This window comes from Psychrobacter cryohalolentis K5, from assembly GCF_000013905.1.
Classification (GTDB): Bacteria; Pseudomonadota; Gammaproteobacteria; order Pseudomonadales; family Moraxellaceae; genus Psychrobacter; species Psychrobacter cryohalolentis.
Map to the genome: position 1 here is coordinate 2149172 of NC_007969.1, position 18865 is coordinate 2168036.

At 43.4% G+C, this 18865-nt stretch carries 18 protein-coding genes; 11 read left to right on the plus strand and 7 right to left on the minus strand.

The genetic code is table 11. The features are described 5' to 3' along the window. Positions 1–6: 6 nt before the first annotated feature. Complete coding sequence (gene orn / locus PCRYO_RS08860) at positions 7–594, minus strand: oligoribonuclease (RefSeq protein ID WP_011514059.1); 588 nt, start codon at positions 592–594, stop codon at positions 7–9. A 251-nt stretch (positions 595–845) separates the two neighbouring features. Here orn and rsgA point away from each other — a divergent pair, with 251 nt between their 5' ends. From rsgA to secB, 4 genes are all read left to right on the plus strand, one after another. After that, positions 846–1949, plus strand: coding sequence for a ribosome small subunit-dependent GTPase A (gene rsgA / locus PCRYO_RS08865; RefSeq protein WP_011514060.1), 1104 nt, complete (start codon positions 846–848; stop codon positions 1947–1949). A gap of 147 nt (positions 1950–2096) precedes the next feature. Continuing rightward, on the plus strand, positions 2097–2552 hold the full coding sequence (locus PCRYO_RS08870) for a rhodanese-like domain-containing protein (RefSeq protein WP_011514061.1): 456 nt from the start codon (positions 2097–2099) through the stop codon (positions 2550–2552). A 291-nt stretch (positions 2553–2843) separates the two neighbouring features. Then, positions 2844–3107 (plus strand): glutaredoxin 3, encoded by a 264-nt coding sequence (gene grxC / locus PCRYO_RS08875; RefSeq protein WP_011280820.1) that lies wholly within the window; start codon positions 2844–2846, stop codon positions 3105–3107. A 197-nt stretch (positions 3108–3304) separates the two neighbouring features. After that, on the plus strand, positions 3305–3757 hold the full coding sequence (secB, locus tag PCRYO_RS08880; RefSeq protein ID WP_011514062.1) for a protein-export chaperone SecB: 453 nt from the start codon (positions 3305–3307) through the stop codon (positions 3755–3757). A 244-nt stretch (positions 3758–4001) separates the two neighbouring features. Here the strand turns inward: secB and adk are convergent, their stop codons facing one another. The 6 genes from adk to PCRYO_RS08910 all read right to left on the minus strand — a co-directional run bounded on the left by adk (position 4002) and on the right by PCRYO_RS08910 (position 10990). Continuing rightward, a complete protein-coding gene (adk, locus tag PCRYO_RS08885; RefSeq protein ID WP_187289141.1) occupies positions 4002–4655 on the minus strand; it encodes an adenylate kinase in 654 nt (217 codons plus the stop codon). A gap of 222 nt (positions 4656–4877) precedes the next feature. Then, entirely contained in the window at positions 4878–6158 is a 1281-nt protein-coding gene (gene ccmI, locus PCRYO_RS08890) for a c-type cytochrome biogenesis protein CcmI (protein WP_011514064.1), read from the minus strand. Then, positions 6155–6721 carry a cytochrome c-type biogenesis protein gene (locus tag PCRYO_RS08895; protein WP_011514065.1) on the minus strand — a complete coding sequence of 189 codons (567 nt, stop codon included), beginning with the start codon at positions 6719–6721 and terminating at the stop codon, positions 6155–6157. Before PCRYO_RS08895 ends, ccmI begins: the two co-directional genes overlap by 4 nt. After that, positions 6718–7368: a DsbE family thiol:disulfide interchange protein gene (locus PCRYO_RS08900; protein ID WP_011514066.1), complete on the minus strand. Its 651-nt coding sequence runs from the start codon at positions 7366–7368 to the stop codon at positions 6718–6720. Before PCRYO_RS08900 ends, PCRYO_RS08895 begins: the two co-directional genes overlap by 4 nt. Position 7369: 1 nt before the next feature. After that, positions 7370–9415: a heme lyase CcmF/NrfE family subunit gene (locus PCRYO_RS08905; RefSeq protein ID WP_011514067.1), complete on the minus strand. Its 2046-nt coding sequence runs from the start codon at positions 9413–9415 to the stop codon at positions 7370–7372. Positions 9416–9655: 240 nt separating this feature from the next. Continuing rightward, positions 9656–10990, minus strand: a complete 1335-nt coding sequence (locus PCRYO_RS08910) for a membrane protein (protein ID WP_011514068.1) — start codon at positions 10988–10990, stop codon at positions 9656–9658. Positions 10991–11614: 624 nt separating this feature from the next. Between PCRYO_RS08910 and mrdA the strand changes: the two genes are divergently transcribed. The 7 genes from mrdA (at position 11615) to PCRYO_RS08945 (ending at position 18829) form a co-directional block, all read left to right on the plus strand. Then, complete coding sequence (mrdA, locus tag PCRYO_RS08915) at positions 11615–13603, plus strand: penicillin-binding protein 2 (RefSeq protein ID WP_011514069.1); 1989 nt, start codon at positions 11615–11617, stop codon at positions 13601–13603. A 36-nt stretch (positions 13604–13639) separates the two neighbouring features. After that, entirely contained in the window at positions 13640–14326 is a 687-nt protein-coding gene (gene rsmD, locus PCRYO_RS08920; RefSeq protein ID WP_011514070.1) for a 16S rRNA (guanine(966)-N(2))-methyltransferase RsmD, read from the plus strand. A gap of 211 nt (positions 14327–14537) precedes the next feature. Beyond that, complete coding sequence (gene rplM, locus PCRYO_RS08925) at positions 14538–14966, plus strand: 50S ribosomal protein L13 (protein ID WP_010199223.1); 429 nt, start codon at positions 14538–14540, stop codon at positions 14964–14966. Positions 14967–14976: 10 nt separating this feature from the next. After that, entirely contained in the window at positions 14977–15363 is a 387-nt protein-coding gene (gene rpsI / locus PCRYO_RS08930) for a 30S ribosomal protein S9 (protein WP_011514071.1), read from the plus strand. Between the two features lie 264 nt (positions 15364–15627). Continuing rightward, positions 15628–16719 (plus strand): lipid A biosynthesis acyltransferase, encoded by a 1092-nt coding sequence (locus tag PCRYO_RS08935; RefSeq protein WP_011514072.1) that lies wholly within the window; start codon positions 15628–15630, stop codon positions 16717–16719. Positions 16720–16844: 125 nt separating this feature from the next. Beyond that, positions 16845–17930, plus strand: a complete 1086-nt coding sequence (trpS, locus tag PCRYO_RS08940; protein WP_011514073.1) for a tryptophan--tRNA ligase — start codon at positions 16845–16847, stop codon at positions 17928–17930. 32 nt (positions 17931–17962) lie between these two features. After that, complete coding sequence (locus PCRYO_RS08945) at positions 17963–18829, plus strand: segregation and condensation protein A (RefSeq protein WP_011514074.1); 867 nt, start codon at positions 17963–17965, stop codon at positions 18827–18829. Positions 18830–18865: the final 36 nt, after the last annotated feature.

Sequence of the window (18865 nt, forward strand, 5' to 3'; positions counted from 1 at the left end):
CCGATTTTAAGGTATCAGTTTAAAGAAATGCTGACGATAGTGCTTAAGCTCACGAATTGAGTCACGAATATCATCTAACGCTAAATGACTGCCGCCTTTCTCAAAATTCTTGAGGACATCAGGGCGCCAGCGGAAGCAAAGCTCTTTAATAGACGACACATCAAGGTTTCGATAATGAAAGAACCGCTCTAGCTCAGGCATTTGACGCGCCATAAAGCGGCGATCTTGGCAGATTGAATTGCCACACATTGGCGACTTACCACTATCGACCCATTTATTCAAAAATTTAATGGTTTCAGCTTCCGCCTCAGCCAATGTCACCGTACTACGGCGTACACGGTCAACCAACCCTGATTGCCCATGCTGCTTGGTATTCCAGTCATCCATACCATTTAACTTTTGATCTGATACTTTGATCGCAAAGACAGGTCCTTCGGCAAGGACATTCAAATCTTCATCGGTGACAACAGTCGCTATCTCGATAATCTCATCATTTAGAGTATCAAGACCGGTCATTTCTAAATCAATCCATACCAGCCCTTTTTTGCCTTGGTTTCTGATTTTAATTTTATTGGGATGGTCGCCGGTGGTCATAAAATATCCTATGGTCAATAAAGTTTGAGACAACTTACAAGCAATGCTTTAATAGCAATGTGAATAAAATAATGCGCCTATCTAACTATCTCAGTGCAAAAAATATTTGTAATTAGGCAGCTGTGAATTTCACTTAGAATTTATGAATACTAAAATATTACAAAATCTCTGCCCAGTGCAGGCGCTTTAGGCTGTATGTTAGCAAATTTTCACGCTACACTGAGCAATATTTTATAATAGGTCACCAACCCATGGCATTAATCCGACAACGCAAACTAACGAAACAACAGATTCGGCGCATCGATAAGCAGCAATTATTAAGTCAAGATAGTATCGATGACAGTTTGATGGATGGTGTGGTCATGGCGCATTATGGCAAGCAATTGGAAGTGCAAGTGACCAGCTTACCATCATTCATACCTTTGCAGCCTGAGGTTGCACCTGATGACCCTGAGCCGTTTTGGCAAGAGTTGGCACTCGGTGATATTTGGCGCTGCCATGTACGAACCAATCTACCGATGCTAGCAGCAGGTGATCAAGTGCGCTGGAATGCTGACTCTAATACAGGCTTTGGTCGGATAGAATCAGTCAAACCACGTACGTCATTGGTATCCCGACCTGACCGCTATCATAAGCTTAAGCCTGTCGCCGCCAATGTCGATATTTTGGCGATCGTATTTGCACCCTTACCTGCTGCCGCCCCGACACTTATAGATCGCTATTTAGTCGTTTGCCATCATGCTGGGGTCAAGCCTTTATTGGTGCTCAATAAAGCCGATTTATTGGCTCAAGAAAAAGGCGTCGATACCAATGAGTTATTGGCGCAATATGCCGCACTTGGTTATGAGAGCGTTTTGACCTCAGTTGACTGTCCTGAAAACGTCGCGGATAGCGATGACCAGGAAGGACTTGATGAGCTAAAACGCTATATAGATAAAAAGCTGGTTATTTTTGCAGGGCAATCTGGGGTCGGTAAAAGCAGCTTGATCAATGCGCTGCTACCTGAATCAGCACAAAGCGTGAATATCATCTCTGATAATTCAAAGCTTGGTCAACATACTACCACCACCAGTCGCTTACTGCCCTTTAATCCAGCCGATTTGACCCAAGGCGGCATCGTCGATACCCCTGGTATTCGCGAGTATGGTATTTGGCACTTGACGCCTGATGACATTATTTCTGGCTTTGTTGAGCTTGCACCATTATCTGGTGACTGTCAGTTCCGCGACTGTCGCCATACTCATAATAGTAAAGGCTGCGCGTTATGGGAAGCAGTTGCTGATGGCAAAGTATTGCAGCGCCGCGTTGAAAACCTCGTGACGCTAAGAGAAGAGGCAGATACCAAGCCTTATTGAGCCTTATTAATTCTTATCCACTGTTAATCACGATGATGACCATCACACGTTTACTATGGATAGGCTAATCGGTATAATAGCGCCTTGTTCAATCCATTAGGCTGTCTTCTCAGCGTAATAGAACACTTATTTTTTTGGAGGTATGGTTTGGATCGTGCGCTGGAATTTGTGGGCAACCACCCGTTTTTATTTGGTATATTAGCCGTACTAGCCGTGCTATTTTTTGCTATTGAAAACAAACGTAGCGGTAAAAAGATTTCACCCAATACCCTTGGTATGATGGTGAACTCGCAAAATGCGCAGCTTATCGATATCCGTGCCAAAAAGAAGTTTGTCACCGGTTATATCCAAGGCAGTCGCAATATCCCATTTACTGAGCTAAAAGACCGCATTGAGGAAATTCGTGCGATTGAACAGCCAGTGATTATTATCTGCGATATGGGCGTACAAGCAGGTGCTGCCATTCAGATGATTGGTAAAGAAAACGTCTATCGCTTAGAAGGCGGTGTTGGTGGCTGGCAAGCTGCTGGAATGCCACTTGTTGGCATAAAGGATACTAAGCCGAAGACTAAAGTCAAAGCAAAACCGAGCTTGCATAAGTAGTTTGATAGCGCGCTTTATTAAACTATGACTTACTATCTATCGGTAGTGAATAAAAAAGACACCTCTTCATAGGGTGTTTTTTTTATGTGGCATTTATGATACTGACGACGCTTTTGTATTTATTTGGCTTGAATTTACATTGCCTATCCCCACTTTATAGTGAGCATAATAGAATATAGGCTTGTGATTTACTTGATTGCAGCCTCTATAGGCAAATTTTATAATATTACTTTCCATCCTATAACCTATCCGATAACAATTGCTCTATACATTTATAAATAAGGATTTATCATGACTGTATCTGTTAAAGTTTATACTACTCCTATCTGCCCATATTGCTCAAACGCTAAGCAACTGCTGAAATCAAAAGGCGTTGATTATGAAGAGATTGGCATGCACGATATGAGCAGCGATGATCGCCGTGCTTTAATGCAAAAGACCAATAACTATCGCACCGTGCCACAAATCTTCGTTGGTGAGACCTTTGTCGGTGGTTTTGATGAGCTCAATCAAATGAACCAACAAGGCAAACTTGACGAGCTATTAGCGGGTTAATTTGCTATCTTGCTATTCTGGCTGTCTTTATTTATTTTACTAGTCTATATGTGAGTCATTTATATAAGTAACGATAGGGACAGCTATAAAGGGCTTTGATAAAAAATATCGAGCTTTTGTCTCGAATTATATTACAATGCTATTTTACTAAAATAACAGTTTGCCCAATCACTTGATTAACTTTTAGAGGAATTATCATGGCTGAAGAACAAGCTCAACCGCAATTAGCACTAGAACGTATTTATGTCAAAGACATGTCACTTGAAGTCCCAGGCGCTGGCGTATTCACCAAAGAGTGGAACCCTGAGCTTGATATTAATCTCTCTAGCAATGCCGAAAAACTGGACGATGACCATTATCAGGTTGTATTAACCGTTAGTGTCACTGCGAAAAATGCTGAAGAAGCGGCGTTTATCGCGGAAGTTCATCAAGCAGGTATCTTCTTATTAAAAGACATCCCAGAAGATCAAATTGGTCAAATCCTAGGTGCTTATTGCCCGAACGTTTTGTTCCCATATGCTCGTGAAGTCATCAGCGATATCGTAACGCGTGGTAGCTTCCCGCAGTTATTGCTTGCGCCAGTTAACTTTGACCAAGCTTTTGCGCAAAGTCAGCAGCAAGCACAAGTTGATGCTGAAGGTAACGCTTAAGTTTTAAATTAAACGCTACTGGCTGTATCAATAAGACGTTTTAATAAAAAAGCCGTTTACTTATTATGAGTAAGCGGCTTTTTTATGGAAATTTTTAGAGTTTATTTTTAATCATTTAGATTTATGTTGTTATTGGTCATTATTTTTGACCCATTAAAAAACCCTGCTGATTGCTATTACTAGCGGCAGGGTCTTTCATAACACTATTCGATTAATCCGCTATATTCTAGCGTCAGTATAAATATTAGCCTTTTAGGGCAGAAAATATTTGTTGCTTAACGTCATCAATACCTTGGGTACCATCGAACTTATCATACTTAGGCGCATCGCCGCCTTCTTTAGCTTTGTTCTGATAAAAGCCAACGAGGGCTGATGTTTGCTCATGATACGTAGCTAAGCGGTCACGAATGGTTGACTCTTTATCGTCTTCACGTTGGATAAGCGCTTCACCAGTAACATCATCAATGCCTTCTTGCTTTGGTGGATTGTGATCAATATGATATACACGACCAGAGCCAGCATGTTGGCGACGACCTGATAATCGCTTGACGATTTCATCATCAGGTACACTGATTTCAATTACATGATCAATCGTCACGTTGGCATCTGCAAGCGCTTGCGCTTGTGGAATGGTACGCGGGAAACCATCTAAAATACAGCCGTTAACACAATCAGGCTTAGCGATGCGTTCTTGCACGAGGTTAATGATTAGATCATCAGAAACCAAACCACCAGCGTTCATCACGTCTTTGGCTTGTTTGCCAAGCTCAGTGCCTTCTTTGATTGCTGCACGCAGCATATCACCCGTTGAGATCTGCGGAATATCATATTCTTTAGAAATAAACTGAGCTTGGGTACCTTTACCGGCGCCTGGTGGACCTAGCAAAATAATACGCATCATTACACGATTCTCCTTAATAAATAGGATTTTGGGACTAATAAAACTTAGGGATTGGTGGTTTGCAGAGCTTACCTTACCTTGTGGCTTTCAAAACCTCAAGTATTTTTAGTATTGATGCAGCAACATATGATGACTTATCTGTTCATGAGAGAAGGTTGCGCGCCATAGATGAGACGATAGCGCGCACTAAATGTAGGATGATATTCTGGACTCAGCGAGTTAAGGAACTTGCTGATTAATGGCCACATTGACTTGATTCTGCTCGACGCTTATCACCACAGGATTACCTGATAGATCACCTGACTCGGCAATGGCAGTACCACTATGACTGATGCGAGCAATGACAGCGAGTTGAACTTTTTCATCACGCGCAGATTTTAATGTGCGCTCTGGCATCATCGCATCTAAATCACTTAGACTAACAGTTGCTTCGCCTTGCTTAATCACGCTAATCGGTAAACGCTTGGCGGCAAATGGCGGGCCACCTTTCACATCACGTATCGCGACAAACAATACATCTTCAGCTTTCACTAGGGGCAACAATGACCGATCAATAGAGATGGTAACTTCAATCCCTTCAGATGCTTGCTGCTCTTGTGCCGTGACATTGGCACTTAGCTCATCAAGACTGCTCAATGCTTGGGTATGGTCACCTGGTTTGGCAGCAATACTCTTACGTAACCGCTTAATCCAACCTTGCGCTTGTTCAAAATTATTACCACGCGCCTCGCCCATTGCCATCAGCATTTGCGCACCTTCGTGCTGCGGATTTTTGGCAAGAACATCTTGCAGCACACGGCGGCTATTGGCATCAAGCTGACCTTTATTAGCAAAAAAGCTAATCTGCGCATAAGTGGTGGCGATTTCTTCGTTGTCAGGCGACAGACGATAAGCACGAGACAAAGCTTCAATCGCTGAGTCAGTGGCTTCCAAAGATAAGAACAGCTCTGATAAACGCATCCAGCGATCAGGGTCATCGGCATGACGATAGACGTTAGTCTGCATCGCGCTGATCAATTGAGTACCATCTTCAATCGCCCAAGCGGGTGGCTGGTCAATCTTACCGGTCAATAAGTCATCTGCCACTTGAGCAACTTTGTCTTCTGCTGCCCACAAATCAAATACTGGTGTACGATCACCGACCAAGAAATAAGCCAATGCTGCCAGCACAGGCACCCATACCATGATAATCAAACGACTCTTAATACCAGGCGCGACCATTGGGGTGACTTCACGCTGTGCATCCAATAGCTGACGCTCAAGCTCGATCTTTTGATTTTGATAATGGGCGTCATCAATTGTGCCGTTGTCTTTGTCTGATTGTAATTCTGTCAAACGCTCACGAAATACACCGATATTGATGTCTAGTAGCTGATTGTCAACAGGATTTTCTCGTAACCTTGAAGCTCTTAGCCAAGGTGTGATAACGATCACTGCCAGTACGAGTGCAATCAGTAAGCTTAGGGCAATAAATAAGCCAAAAGTAGAAAATAGGGTCATTTTTTGTCCTCTATGCTTGTGATGTCATGATCTGTTTTATTGCGATCAGCTCGTGATAACAGACGATCAAGTTCCGCTTCTTCTACTGCTGATAACGCAGCAGCGCTGTCTACCAAGATGCCACTTTGACCACGCGCAATACGCTGACTGCGTTTACTTTGCCAAAACCAGCCAACAATTAATACAATTAGTAATAGTGGTGGGAAGAACCATAATATCCACGTTGAAGGACGTACTGGCGGCTTATAAGTAATAAAATCGCCATAGCGCTCTTGCATATAAGCGCGAATCTCACCATCACTACGACCTTCTTTAATCATGTCATAGGTTTTTTGCTTTAAATCCTGGGCAATCGGCGCATCAGAACCTGCCAAGTTTTGGTTTTGACATTTTGGACAGCGCAGTTCTTCGATAAGACCACGATACTGGGCTTCTTGCTGCACTGAGTCAAAGTCGTAGACATCAATGGCGGCATAAGCATTGATACTAAGCACGCCAAAAAGACAAGTAATGATCAAACTTGCCAAATTTTTCGTGATAGATTTTAATGGCATCATAATCATTTGCACGCCTCCTTAACTTGGTCAAGATCAGGGCTGACATTATTTTTATCAGCCTCATTGAGCACCATCAGACAAGGCGTGATACGGCTCTGCCAATTACTCTCATTAATCTCACCAACAATGTGCTGACGAATAATACCTTCACCATCAACCACAAAGGTTTCAGGTGCACCGGTCAAACCCAAATCTAAGGCAAATTGACCAGATAAGTCTTGGATAGACATCGAAAAAGGGTCACCGCCACGGTTTAAATAACCGAGGGCGTCGCCAATATCATCTTTATAATTGACGCCCACCAGATTGACGCCACGTTCCTCTAACTGCATTAAAAAAGGATGCTCAATGATACAAGTTGGGCACCAAGAGCCCCAAATATTCATCAAAAACGGCTGATCTGGCAGGTTGTCATTGGTCATAATACGACTGGTATCAGACAATAACGGCAGCTCAAAAGCGGGCACCGGACGCTCAAGAGCGGTATTGGTTACGATTTCGGTCGGCTGACCTAAACGGAAATACAGCATGACTATAAAAGCGGCAAAGATGATCAACGGAATCAAAAACCATATTCTGATTTGGCTTTTTTTCATCGTTTGATTGCCTTTTTTATCAGTACCTTTTTGAGGAGACTCCTCTGATTGGGTCATCTTATTTCTCCCCTATTGTTGCCGTGGCATCTGTCGCATTGTTGCCATCTAAGTCAGCAACGGTCGCGAAACCTGACTTGCTTGCTGTAATTTGAGCGGGCGTCTTAGTTGTTTTGAGACGATAGCGCCTATCAAGCATACTCAATAGACCACCTAATGCCATAATAATAGCGCCGAGCCATATCCAGCGAATCAATGGCTTCACATAAATACGTACTGCCCATTGATTGCTACCCTCAGCGATAGGTTCACCAAGTGCGACATACAAGTCACGCATGAGGTTGGCATTAATTGCCGCCTCAGTCGTCGGCATCGTACTGATGATATAAGTCCGTTTTTCAGGATGAAGTATCGTTACTGCCTTGCCCTTCTTAGTGACTGTGACCTCAGCTTGCGTTGCGTCAAAGTTACTGCCTCTCGTCTCTCTTAAATCGGTTAATGCAAAGTCATAACCTTGGACATTAACCGTTTCACCAATCCTTAGTGCCACATCGCGCTCGATGCTTAAGGTACTGGTAAACGCAACACCGATGACCGCTATAATAACGCCGATATGAGCGGTCTGCTGACCCCAGTAACTCAAGCGGAGCTTAGCTAAGCCCTTGAATAAGCTTGGGGCATTTTTGGTTTTGTCTTTAAAATCGACCACCATCCATAACAATACCCAAAAACTTACTGCTAGCGTCACACCAATATTGAGCATGGCAGATGGGCTAACAAAATAGGTAATGACTGCTGCTAAAACAAGGCTACTTGCCGCAATGACCATGCCAGCGCCTAAGAGCGGGCGACTGTCTTGTTTCCAGCGGATATTGGAACCCATGCCCATTGCTATCATTAATAGCCAAGTCAATGGCACAAACAGCGCATTAAAGTACGGAGGACCTACGGATACCTGACCTAAATTAAAGGCATCAGCAATGATAGGATAGAGCGTACCAAGTAATACGACTAAGGTCGCAATCAATATGATGACGTTGTTAATGACTAAAAACGACTCACGTGAAATCAGCTGATATTGACTTTCAATCGTGAGACGCCAGCCACGTACAGCGAACATCAAGAGACCACCGCCCACAATAATGCCAAGAATTGCTAAAATCACTAAACCACGTGTGGGATCAGCGGCAAATGAATGTACTGAGGTAATAACCCCAGAGCGAACTAAGAATGTCCCAAGTAAGCTTAAGGCAAAAGCAAAAATGGCCAGCATAATCGTCCACGCTTTAAAAACACCGCGCTTTTCAGTGACTGCCAGTGAATGGAGCAATGCCAAACCTGCCAACCAAGGCAATAGCGAAGCGTTTTCTACTGGATCCCAAAACCACCAACCGCCCCAACCAAGCTCGTAATAAGCCCACCACGAACCCAGTGCAATACCAATCGTTAAAAAGCCCCAAGCAGCCAATGCCCATGGACGTGACCAGCGTGTCCATACCGCATCTAAGCGACCTTCCCACAGTGCTGCCATACAAAACGCAAACGGCACTACCATACCGACATAGCCCATATACAGCATCGGTGGATGGATAATTAAACCAAAATCCTGTAAGACAGGGTTTAAGTCAGCACCATCAACGGGCAGGTTTGGCAAAGTGCGGTCAAACGGTGACGAGGTAAAGATGAGCATTGCCAGCATCATCATCTGTACAGCGGCTAATATCACCAATACACGCGCCCGCATCGACAATGGCAAACCACGACTAAAGTATGAGACCAAGGCACACCACGTTGCCATAATAGTCATCCATAGTAGCAGCGAGCCTTCATGCCCGCCCCACGTCGCTGATAACTTATAATACCAAGGCAGCAAAGTATTCGAGTGCTGCGACACATAGACAAGGCTAAAGTCATTAAAATAAAAGCCTGCCATCAATGCGCCAAACGAGGTAATCATGGCGGCAAACTGCGCCCATGCCAAGCTCGGTGCCAAACGCTGCCAAGCAACATGGTCACGCATAACGCCTATCGTTGGTAATACTACCTGCAAAATCGCCAACATAAAGGCGGCTAGCACGGCAAAATAACCCAATTCTGTGATTAACATACGGTCTAACCTTGTTTACCTTAATACGGTCATTGTTTATTTTAGGGATTGGTATTGCAGGATAATCGAAAGTATCCAATACTTGTTACTGCTTGTAGTTTAAGCGATTATTATTATCTAAATAACGCCCTAAGCCATTGCAGCTTAGGGCGCTTACAACATGGTACATTAGCGTCAACTTGTCACGTTTCTGTATCCACTCTGTATGCGATGTGTATAAAAAACATAAAACATTGCTTATCACTGCATGGCTGGGAAAAACACCAATACCAGATGTAGCCAACCTGCCAAAAATCCCGTCAAGCCACCAAGCACAATTAGCGTCATCTCATCTTCACGAAAGGCAGGACGTAATAAGTTTTGGAATTCATCAGGCGTCAGCGCACGGATGCGATCACGAAACAGTCCAAATATCTTACTGGCACGACTTTCATTGAGCTCAGGATCCCTTAGTGGCACCATCGTTGCAACGATAGATTTATCAATGATGGTATTTTTTAATTGCCCAAACTCGCGGCGACCCAGTCCCAATCGTAAAGTCGTATTAATCACTGGTGACTCTAAGACTTTATACAGATGCGACTTCATCAATTCACGCGTCTCAATAGCGCGGTCACCATACATCATCTCATTCATGATGTTCTCAAGCGTCACCAAATCTTTGACCACAATCTCAGCAAATACTTCAGATACCTCTTCTTGGCGCTTCATAAAGCCGCCTTGGAGTCGATATCGAGCAATATGCGGTAATTGTGGCTTGATAAAAGGAAAACGGCTCTGTAGCGCAAAAAACTTCACATAACGGATAAAATGCGGCTCTACAGGATTAAATACCATCCAAATCGCAATCCAATTGGTCAAAAAGCCCCAAATGGCCGCAAAAAACGGTACTGTCCAATGTTGCGGCACTACCAAGAATATAAACATTTGGATAATGCCAAAAATCAGCCCAATCAAAGCACTAATATGCCAAATAAAATTGATTTCTTTTTGTCCGACTTTTAAGAACATATTGACCATCAAACGACGATCACTCTCCATCTTATTGACAATCATCTTGCGCATATCGACCAAATCTTCGACATGATAGGTCAAGTCAGTCACCAAAGATTGCATAATGCTTGGCAGCTCTTGGTGCGCTTGGGCATAGACACGGCGCTTGAGCGCATAAGGCAGATTGCCCCACAGTGCTGGCGAATGATCAAGCATAATTTCATCAATCAAGTTTTCAAGGTTTTTATCAACCGCCTCAGTGATGAACAGCGCCATCTGATCTGGTTCCATAGCCTGAAAAAACTCATCAAGCGAGCCAAGCTTAGATAGCGTCTGGTCAACAATCACGCCAGATATCTTACCCGCTTTTCTTGGCACAATACCTTGCCAGCCAAGACCTGGTAGCCCAAAGAATGGGAAATTAGGGATGCGTATACCGCGAAACTTAATCGGATAAAACAACATCTTGAGCGCCATCCAGACATGAATCCATGTCACAAATGCTGTCACCGGCGGAATGGTAAGCATGGCAAAAAACTCAGGGTGCTCAGCGATTGTTTGCCACAATGAAGTTACATCCATGACTTTATGTATCCTTGCCGTGATAATCGATGTTGACCAAATATTCTGAGCACATTAACAATGCTTAGCAATAAGAAGCCCTCTTCCCAATAACTACTACAAAATAAATCGCCTGATTTTAGCATACTTGCCATCCATTAGCACATGTAGACCCTAGGCAAGTTGTGACTAGAGATGACACGTTTTACACTGCTACTGTGGCACAAAAAATCCTTAAAAAAATCTACTGGCGTATGACCAGTAACCGATTTAATAACTACTTCTTTCGAATTTACTCGGTGATTAGATCCGTTGTGAAATGAGTCACCAACCACAGTCGTATGCATAATGATGCCACCTTTTATAACAGCGATAAAATAAATGACTGTCTACTGCGTCATCGCTTTTGATCTGTTATAATTTGCCGTTGTGGTTTGCGAGATGTTTGTAATCTATGATGATAATATTTCAGATATTAAATGCTTCTTATATCACGCTATGTTGTTGAAAGTCCTTAGCTTATCCTTTATGCTCACCTCGTTTTGTCTACATGATATTTGACATGGTCGACTGCTACTTTATAAATACCTCTTTTGATAACTTTTTGATTTATTGTCTCACTGACTGTTTGGGTACTGACTTTATATGAACAAACCGCTCACTCCTGATACCGAACAGGTCAATCGCATTTTTACCAGTCGCATTCTTATTCTTGGATTAATCATATTTGTGGGCTTACTAGGGCTAATAGTACGTTATGGATTTCTGCAAGTTTTTGCTCACGATAAATATACGACCCAAGCAGACAACAATCGCATCAAATTGATTTCTGCCCCACCAAGTCGTGGTTATATTTATGATCGCAACGGCGTTATCCTCGCTGACAATCAGCCGGTTTTTACCGCTATGCTCAGCCCTGATGAAGTCGAAAACCCTGAGCGTACCTTACAATTACTCGCGCCCATCTTTGATTTGACGGATGAAAATATCACCGATATTTTGGCGCGTGTGAGTAAAAGTAAAAATGATCCGGTAACCATCAAGATTGACTTAACCGAGGCGCAATTGGCGCAGTTTAGTGAACGCAAACCTTTTTTTCGCGGTGTTAGCATCCAAAGTAAGCTCACACGCTCATACCCTTATGATGAACTTTTTGCCCATGTTATTGGCTATGTCGGACGTATTAACGACAAAGAATCGAAGAGAATCAATAAAGATCGCTATGCCGGTACCGACCTTATCGGTAAGATTGGGATCGAAGATTATTACGAAGATATTTTACTTGGACAACCCGGTTATCAGTCAGTAGAAACCAACGCGCACGGCAATGTGCTACGTCAACTTGATACTAAGCCACCAATCGCCGGCAACGACATCACCTTAAGTTTAGATTATGGGTTGCAGGTTGTGGCGCAGCAGCAGCTTGATGGCAGGCGCGGTGCCATTGTGGCAATAGACCCCAAAACCGGCGATGTACTAGCCTTTGTCAGTAATCCAAGTTATGACCCAAACCCCTTCATCTCCGGCATCTCATTTAAAGACTATGATGATCTGCGTGAAGATTTGGATCAGCCGCTTTATAACCGTGCCCTACAAGGCACTTATCCACCGGGTTCAACTATCAAGCCCTTTGAAGCCCTAGGCGGTATTCATTATGGTCTACGTAACTGGGAAACCACTATCTACGACCCAGGTTATTTTAGCCTGCCAGGTGACTCCCACCGCTTTCGTGATTGGAAAAAAGGTGGTCATGGTACCGTCGATCTCAAAAAATCCATCGTGATGTCAGTCGATACTTATTATTATAAATTGGCGTATGAGATGGGCATTCAGCGCTTACATGACTGGATGGTACGTTTTGGCTTCGGCGAAGAAACTGGCATTGACTTGCCCAATGAAAAATCCGGAATTATGCCTTCACCAAAATGGAAAAAAGACACGTACGATAAGGGTTGGTTGCCGGGTGAGACCATCTCTGTCAGTATTGGTCAAGGCTATTTCTTAGCGACGCCACTACAGATTGCCAATGCAACGGCCATGACAGCGAGTAAAGGTCTTCATATTACTCCGCATCTCTTAAAGAGTAGCGACGGTGCAGCAGCAGTCGATGTCATCACCAAACCGGATGGCAAGATTGATTATAATGGCAAACCCTCTGATTGGCTGCGTATGCATGATGCTATGGAGCAAACGGTCAAAGCCGGTACTGGACGCGGTATATACACACCGCGCTATCGTATCGCCGGTAAAACGGGCACCGCGCAAGTAAAATCCATTGCTCAGGGTAAAAGCTATAACAAATCCGCGCTGGATAAGCGCCACTGGGATCACGCTTGGTTTAATGGCTTTGCGCCAGTAGAGGATCCACAAATCGCCCTAGCGGTATTGGTCGAAAACGGCGGTGGCGGTAGTGTCGTTGCTGCGCCTATTGGGCGAGCCTTGTTTGATTATTGGGTATTACAGCGCGACACCAATCCTATTTTGCCGCCCACTGCTGATCAGCTAAAGGTTATTAAACGGCAAAAAGCATTTGAGAAAGCCATGCGTGATGCGATACGTGAAAAAGAATACAAAGCACTAGAAGCCGCAAAAGAACAGGCTCAAACCGCTACAACGACAGCGACTTCTGACTAACATATTCAGTATAGAGTAGATAACTAAGCTAATTTTATGAAAAAATCTTCAAGCGCGCGTAAGCCTAGTAAAAACCAAAAAACCAAATCTACTGCAGCTGGTGATGTACGTATTATCGGTGGTCAGTTTAAACGCCGTATCGTACGTTTTATTGATGCAGAAGGATTACGTCCGACCCCAGACCGGCTACGTGAGACCTTATTCAATTGGCTGATTTCTGATATTCATGACGCTCAAGTGCTCGATAGCTGCGCCGGTAGCGGCGTCTTAGGTTTTGAAGCCTTATCGCGCGGTGCTGCTCATTGTATTTTTATCGAAATGAATGCCGCCCAAACTCAAATGCTACGCCAAAGTGCCGAGATGTTACGTCTTGATAGTGACAGCCATAAAATCATTCAGGGTACAGCCGAACAAGTTCTACAACAAAAGCAGCTTGTAACGCGTCCCTTTGATATTGTTTTTATAGATCCACCTTATGCTAAGGATTTATGGCAATCTATTTTGACCACTTTGTTTACCCAAGATCTAATCAATACAGACACGCTTATCTACCTAGAAGCGGATAAAGATTTAGATGAGCAATTGAGCCAACTGGCAACGGTTTTTAATACCACGCTAGCGCTGCAAAAAAACGATGAATCACAAACATTGTATTTTGATTGTCTGAAACAGACCAAAGTTGGACAAGTTGTTGCTGGACTTTATCGCCTATTATCGTCATAATTGTCCGGTTAATGAATTCTGTTAATAAAATTTATAAATGTTTAAAACCGCTAAAAAACTGGCCAACGCTGCAGTTTAATGTATATAAGGCGAAAATAAACCCCAATGCAGCTTGCAAGCGTAGGCGCTACTGCTTATAATGTGCAGTCTGTTTTTTGAGAGCCCCGTTCCCAGCTAAACTCTCAACGAATTCTAATTTTAAGGTTTTATCATGAAAACACTTAGTGCAAAACCAGCTGAAGTGACCCATGACTGGTATGTCGTAGATGCTGACGGCAAAACCCTTGGTCGCTTAGCCACTCAAATCGCTACTCGCTTACGTGGCAAGCATAAGCCATCTTTTACGCCGCACGTTGACACTGGTGACTTTATTGTTGTCATCAACGCTGACAAAATCACGGTAACGGGTAAAAAAGCGCAAGATAAAAAGTACTATCGTCACAGTGGCTACCCAGGTGGTATTAAAGAAACCAACTTCAGTAAACTGCTTGCACATAAGCCTGAAGATGTTCTACACAAAGCGGTTAAGGGTATGCTTCCAAAAGGTCCTCTTGGCTATGCGATGATCAAGAAGCTGAAACTTTATGCGGGTACTGAACATCCACATGAAGCACAGCAACCTAAAGCACTAGACATCTAAGGATACACTTATGGAACGCAATTACGGAACTGGTCGCCGCAAAACTTCTACCGCTCGTGTCTTTTTAGCGAAAGGTACTGGTAGCATCGTTGTTAACGGCAAACCACTTGATGAGTATTTCAGTCGCGAAACGTCGCGCATGGTTGTTCGTCAGCCTTTAGAATTACTTGACACACCTACTGCTTATGACCTTTACATCACTGTAAAAGGCGGCGGTATTAGTGGTCAAGCTGGCGCAATCCGTCACGGCATTACGCGTGCATTGATTGAGCTTGACGAATCTAACAAACCTGCTCTAAAAGCAGCTGGCTTTGTTACTCGTGATTCACGTCAAGTTGAACGTAAGAAATTGGGTCTACGTAAAGCACGTAAACGTCCACAATTCTCAAAACGTTAATCAAAGCTATCTCTTATATTTCTGCAACTGTTGTCTTTATCTCAGAGCAACAGCTGCAGCATTAAATATAAGAATAGATTTGCAAAACCTTATAAGCTGTCCGCAGCTTATAAGGTTTTTTTATGCCTGATGCTTTTATAAAAAACGATTTTCATATATAACTATCTTGCCTATAAATCTGTCTTAACAAAGTATAAATCACCTTGCAAAGTCTCGCTTACTACCCCATCATAATCATAACTTTTCATTACTAGTAACAGTCTTATGAAAGCGCCTGAACAATACGATCCTAGCAAATCTGCCTCAAAGAGCAGCATGCCGCCACCAAGTATACAGCCGCCTGCTAAGTCTCCGGCTCTACCTGTTGGCACACCGACGATTACCCAAACGCATAAGCAGACCGATCAAGCAGAAAAGAAACCTTTTGAATGGCAGTTTTTAATGCCTAAATATTGGGGTATTTGGCTATTATTTGCTATTTTTTTGCCGCTGATTTATCTACCGCTACGGTGGCAATTTTGGCTCGGTCGCAAGCTTGGTATTTTGATCTATAGTGTCGTAGGCTCACGCCGCCGTGATACCTTAATTAACCTCAAACTGGCATTTCCAGAAAAGCCAGAAGTGGAACGTGAGCTCATGGCAAAACAAGTCTTTGTCAATCAGGGCATTGGCGTATTTGAAACCTTATGCGCTTGGTTCCGCCCGAATGTTTTTACCCGCACTGTGTCTATCTCAGGGTTACAGCATCTTGTGAATGCACAAAATGAGGGTCGCGCGGTCATCTTATTGGGTGCCCATTATACGATGCTTGATCTAGGCGGTATGCTCTGTACCCAGTTCTTCCCAATGGATGGTATGTATCGTCCGCAAAATAACGCATTGCTTGATTGGTTCATTTATAATGGGCGCACAAGTATTCTGAGTAAACAAATCTCCAACCGTGATATGCGTAGCCTCGTTGGCTCTCTTAAAAAGGGTCGTGTGATTTGGTATTCACCGGATCAAGATTATGGTCTAAAACAAGGGGTCATGGCGCCATTTTTTGGTGTACCAGCAGCAACTCTGACGGCAACGCGGCGATTGGCAACCTTAGGCAATAAAGTGCATCCACCAGCCGTAATGGCGCTGCATACTTATCGACAGACGCCAGATAATTTGCCAAGTGGCAAACGCCCCCATTATCATCTGACGATTACGCCAGAGCTGGAGAACTATCCAAGTGATAACGAAGTGGCTGACGCGACTCGCGTTAATGAAGTACTAGAGGGCTTGATTCGTATTGATCCCACTCAGTGGATGTGGTTCCATCGCCGTTTTAAAAATGTTCCCGAAGGTCGTAGAGATATCTATAAGTAAGCTTTTATTCCGACGAAAATCACTGGCAAAATTTGCTATAATTTACAGCTAATATTTTTTGCTATTATCAGCAGATAAATAATCATGAATTTATAATAATTTGATCAATAAATAACGGATTTCCCATGAGTAATAATCAGATTTCTGACAGCCAACCTACTATTAATAGCTCAGCAGCCAAACGCATCCTTACTGGTATCAAACCGACTGGCACCCTACATCTGGGTAATTACGTTGGCGCGATTCGTCCAGCGATTCAGTCTATCCAAAACAGTGACGACGAAGCATTTTTCTTTTTAGCAGATTATCACGGTATTATTGGTTGTTATGACCCTGATATTATTCATGAATCGACCAAAGCCATTGCAGCAACTTGGATTGCCTGCGGTCTTGACCCTGAGCGCGTGACTTTTTATCGTCAATCAGATGTGCCTGAAATCCCAGAACTTGCGTGGATATTGAACTGCTCATGTGCAAAAGGTCTCATGAATCGTGCGCACGCTTATAAAGCGTCAGTCGATATTAATATGGAAAAGGAAGATGTTGATCCCGATCAAGGTATTAACATGGGGCTGTTCGGCTATCCGGTACTGATGGCAGCCGATATCTTAATGTTCAATGCTACGCATGTGCCTGTTGGTCGTGATCAAATTCAGCATATCGAGATGGCTCGTGATATTGCTGGTACTTTTAATCATCGCTATAAGCCACTGTTTACGCTACCATCTGCTGTTGTAGATGACGATATCCCACTACTCACAGGTCTTGATGGTCGTAAGATGAGTAAGAGCTATAGCAATACCATTCCCCTATTTGGTGATCTAAATCCACAAGTTAGTGCTGAAAAGCAGATGCATAAAGCCATCATGAAGATCGTCACCAACTCGCAGTTGCCTGCTGAGCCAAAAGACCCTGATGACTCTGCTATTTTCGAGATTTATAAAGCCTTTGCAACGCCTACTGAGATTGCCGATATGCGTGCGCAGTTTGCCGCTGGTATTGGCTGGGGCGATGCCAAACAAGCGTTGTTTGATAAAATCAATGATGAAGTTGCCCCATTCCGCGCACGTTATGAGGAACTGATGGCAAATCCAAAAGAGCTAGAAGAAATCCTACAGATGGGTGCAGAAAAAGCCCGCCGTCATAGTCGTAAGCAACTAGATAAGACCCGCCGCGCTATTGGTATCCGTCCACTTGCCAAACTTAAATAAATTATTATTTACGATGACCATAGATTGCTATCATGCAAAGTAAGCGATTAATTGAGTCTAGCGCAGAGATTCATGATATGTCTCTGCGTATCTATCAGACGCCTATACAGCATTTGCCAGAAGATTTGTATGTGCCGCCACAAGCGTTTGCTATTTGGCTTGAGCAGTTTGCAGGGCCATTAGACTTTTTATTGTATTTGGTTAAGAAAAACAACGTTGATTTGACACGAATGCCGATATTACCGATTACAGAGCAGTATTTGGCTTATATCAGTGAATTGGACACCAATCATTTTGAGTTGGCCGGTGACTATCTACTAATGGCATCAACCTTGATTGCGATCAAGACTGAGTTGTTACTTCCTAAACCAGAAAAGCCTACCGATGAGCGCGATCCAAAAGCTGAACTGATTGAGCGTCTTGAAGAATACGCCCAAGTCAAAGCTGCCAGTCAACGTTTAGACAATTTAATTCGACTTGAGCGCGATGTGTTTTTGGCGATGGTCAGTATGCCAAGCCAAGACATTATGAATGCTGAGCTGCCAAGCTATTCACCTACTCTATTGATTGATAGCTTGTTTAAGATGCAGCTGCAACCCGACTATCAGATGCATAGCATCAAGGTCGATGCTGTGCCACTTGCTGATCGTATCGCTAGTATCAGTCGCCAACTGAGTATGGACGGCGCGCGCTCTTTTTATGAACTATTAGATAAAACTCAAGGCAAAATAGGTGTGGTTGTCAGCTTTGTCGCGGTGCTTGAATTAATCAAGCGCCAACTGATTGGTGTGGTTGCTAATAGTACGGACAATCATGTTAACACAGCAAATAACGCTGATATCAGCCTGCCCACTCATAACGATTTACTCGGAAAATTGACGTTAGAATGGTTAGCATAATCCTAACTGGCTTTATAGTAAGTCTAAAATCATTAA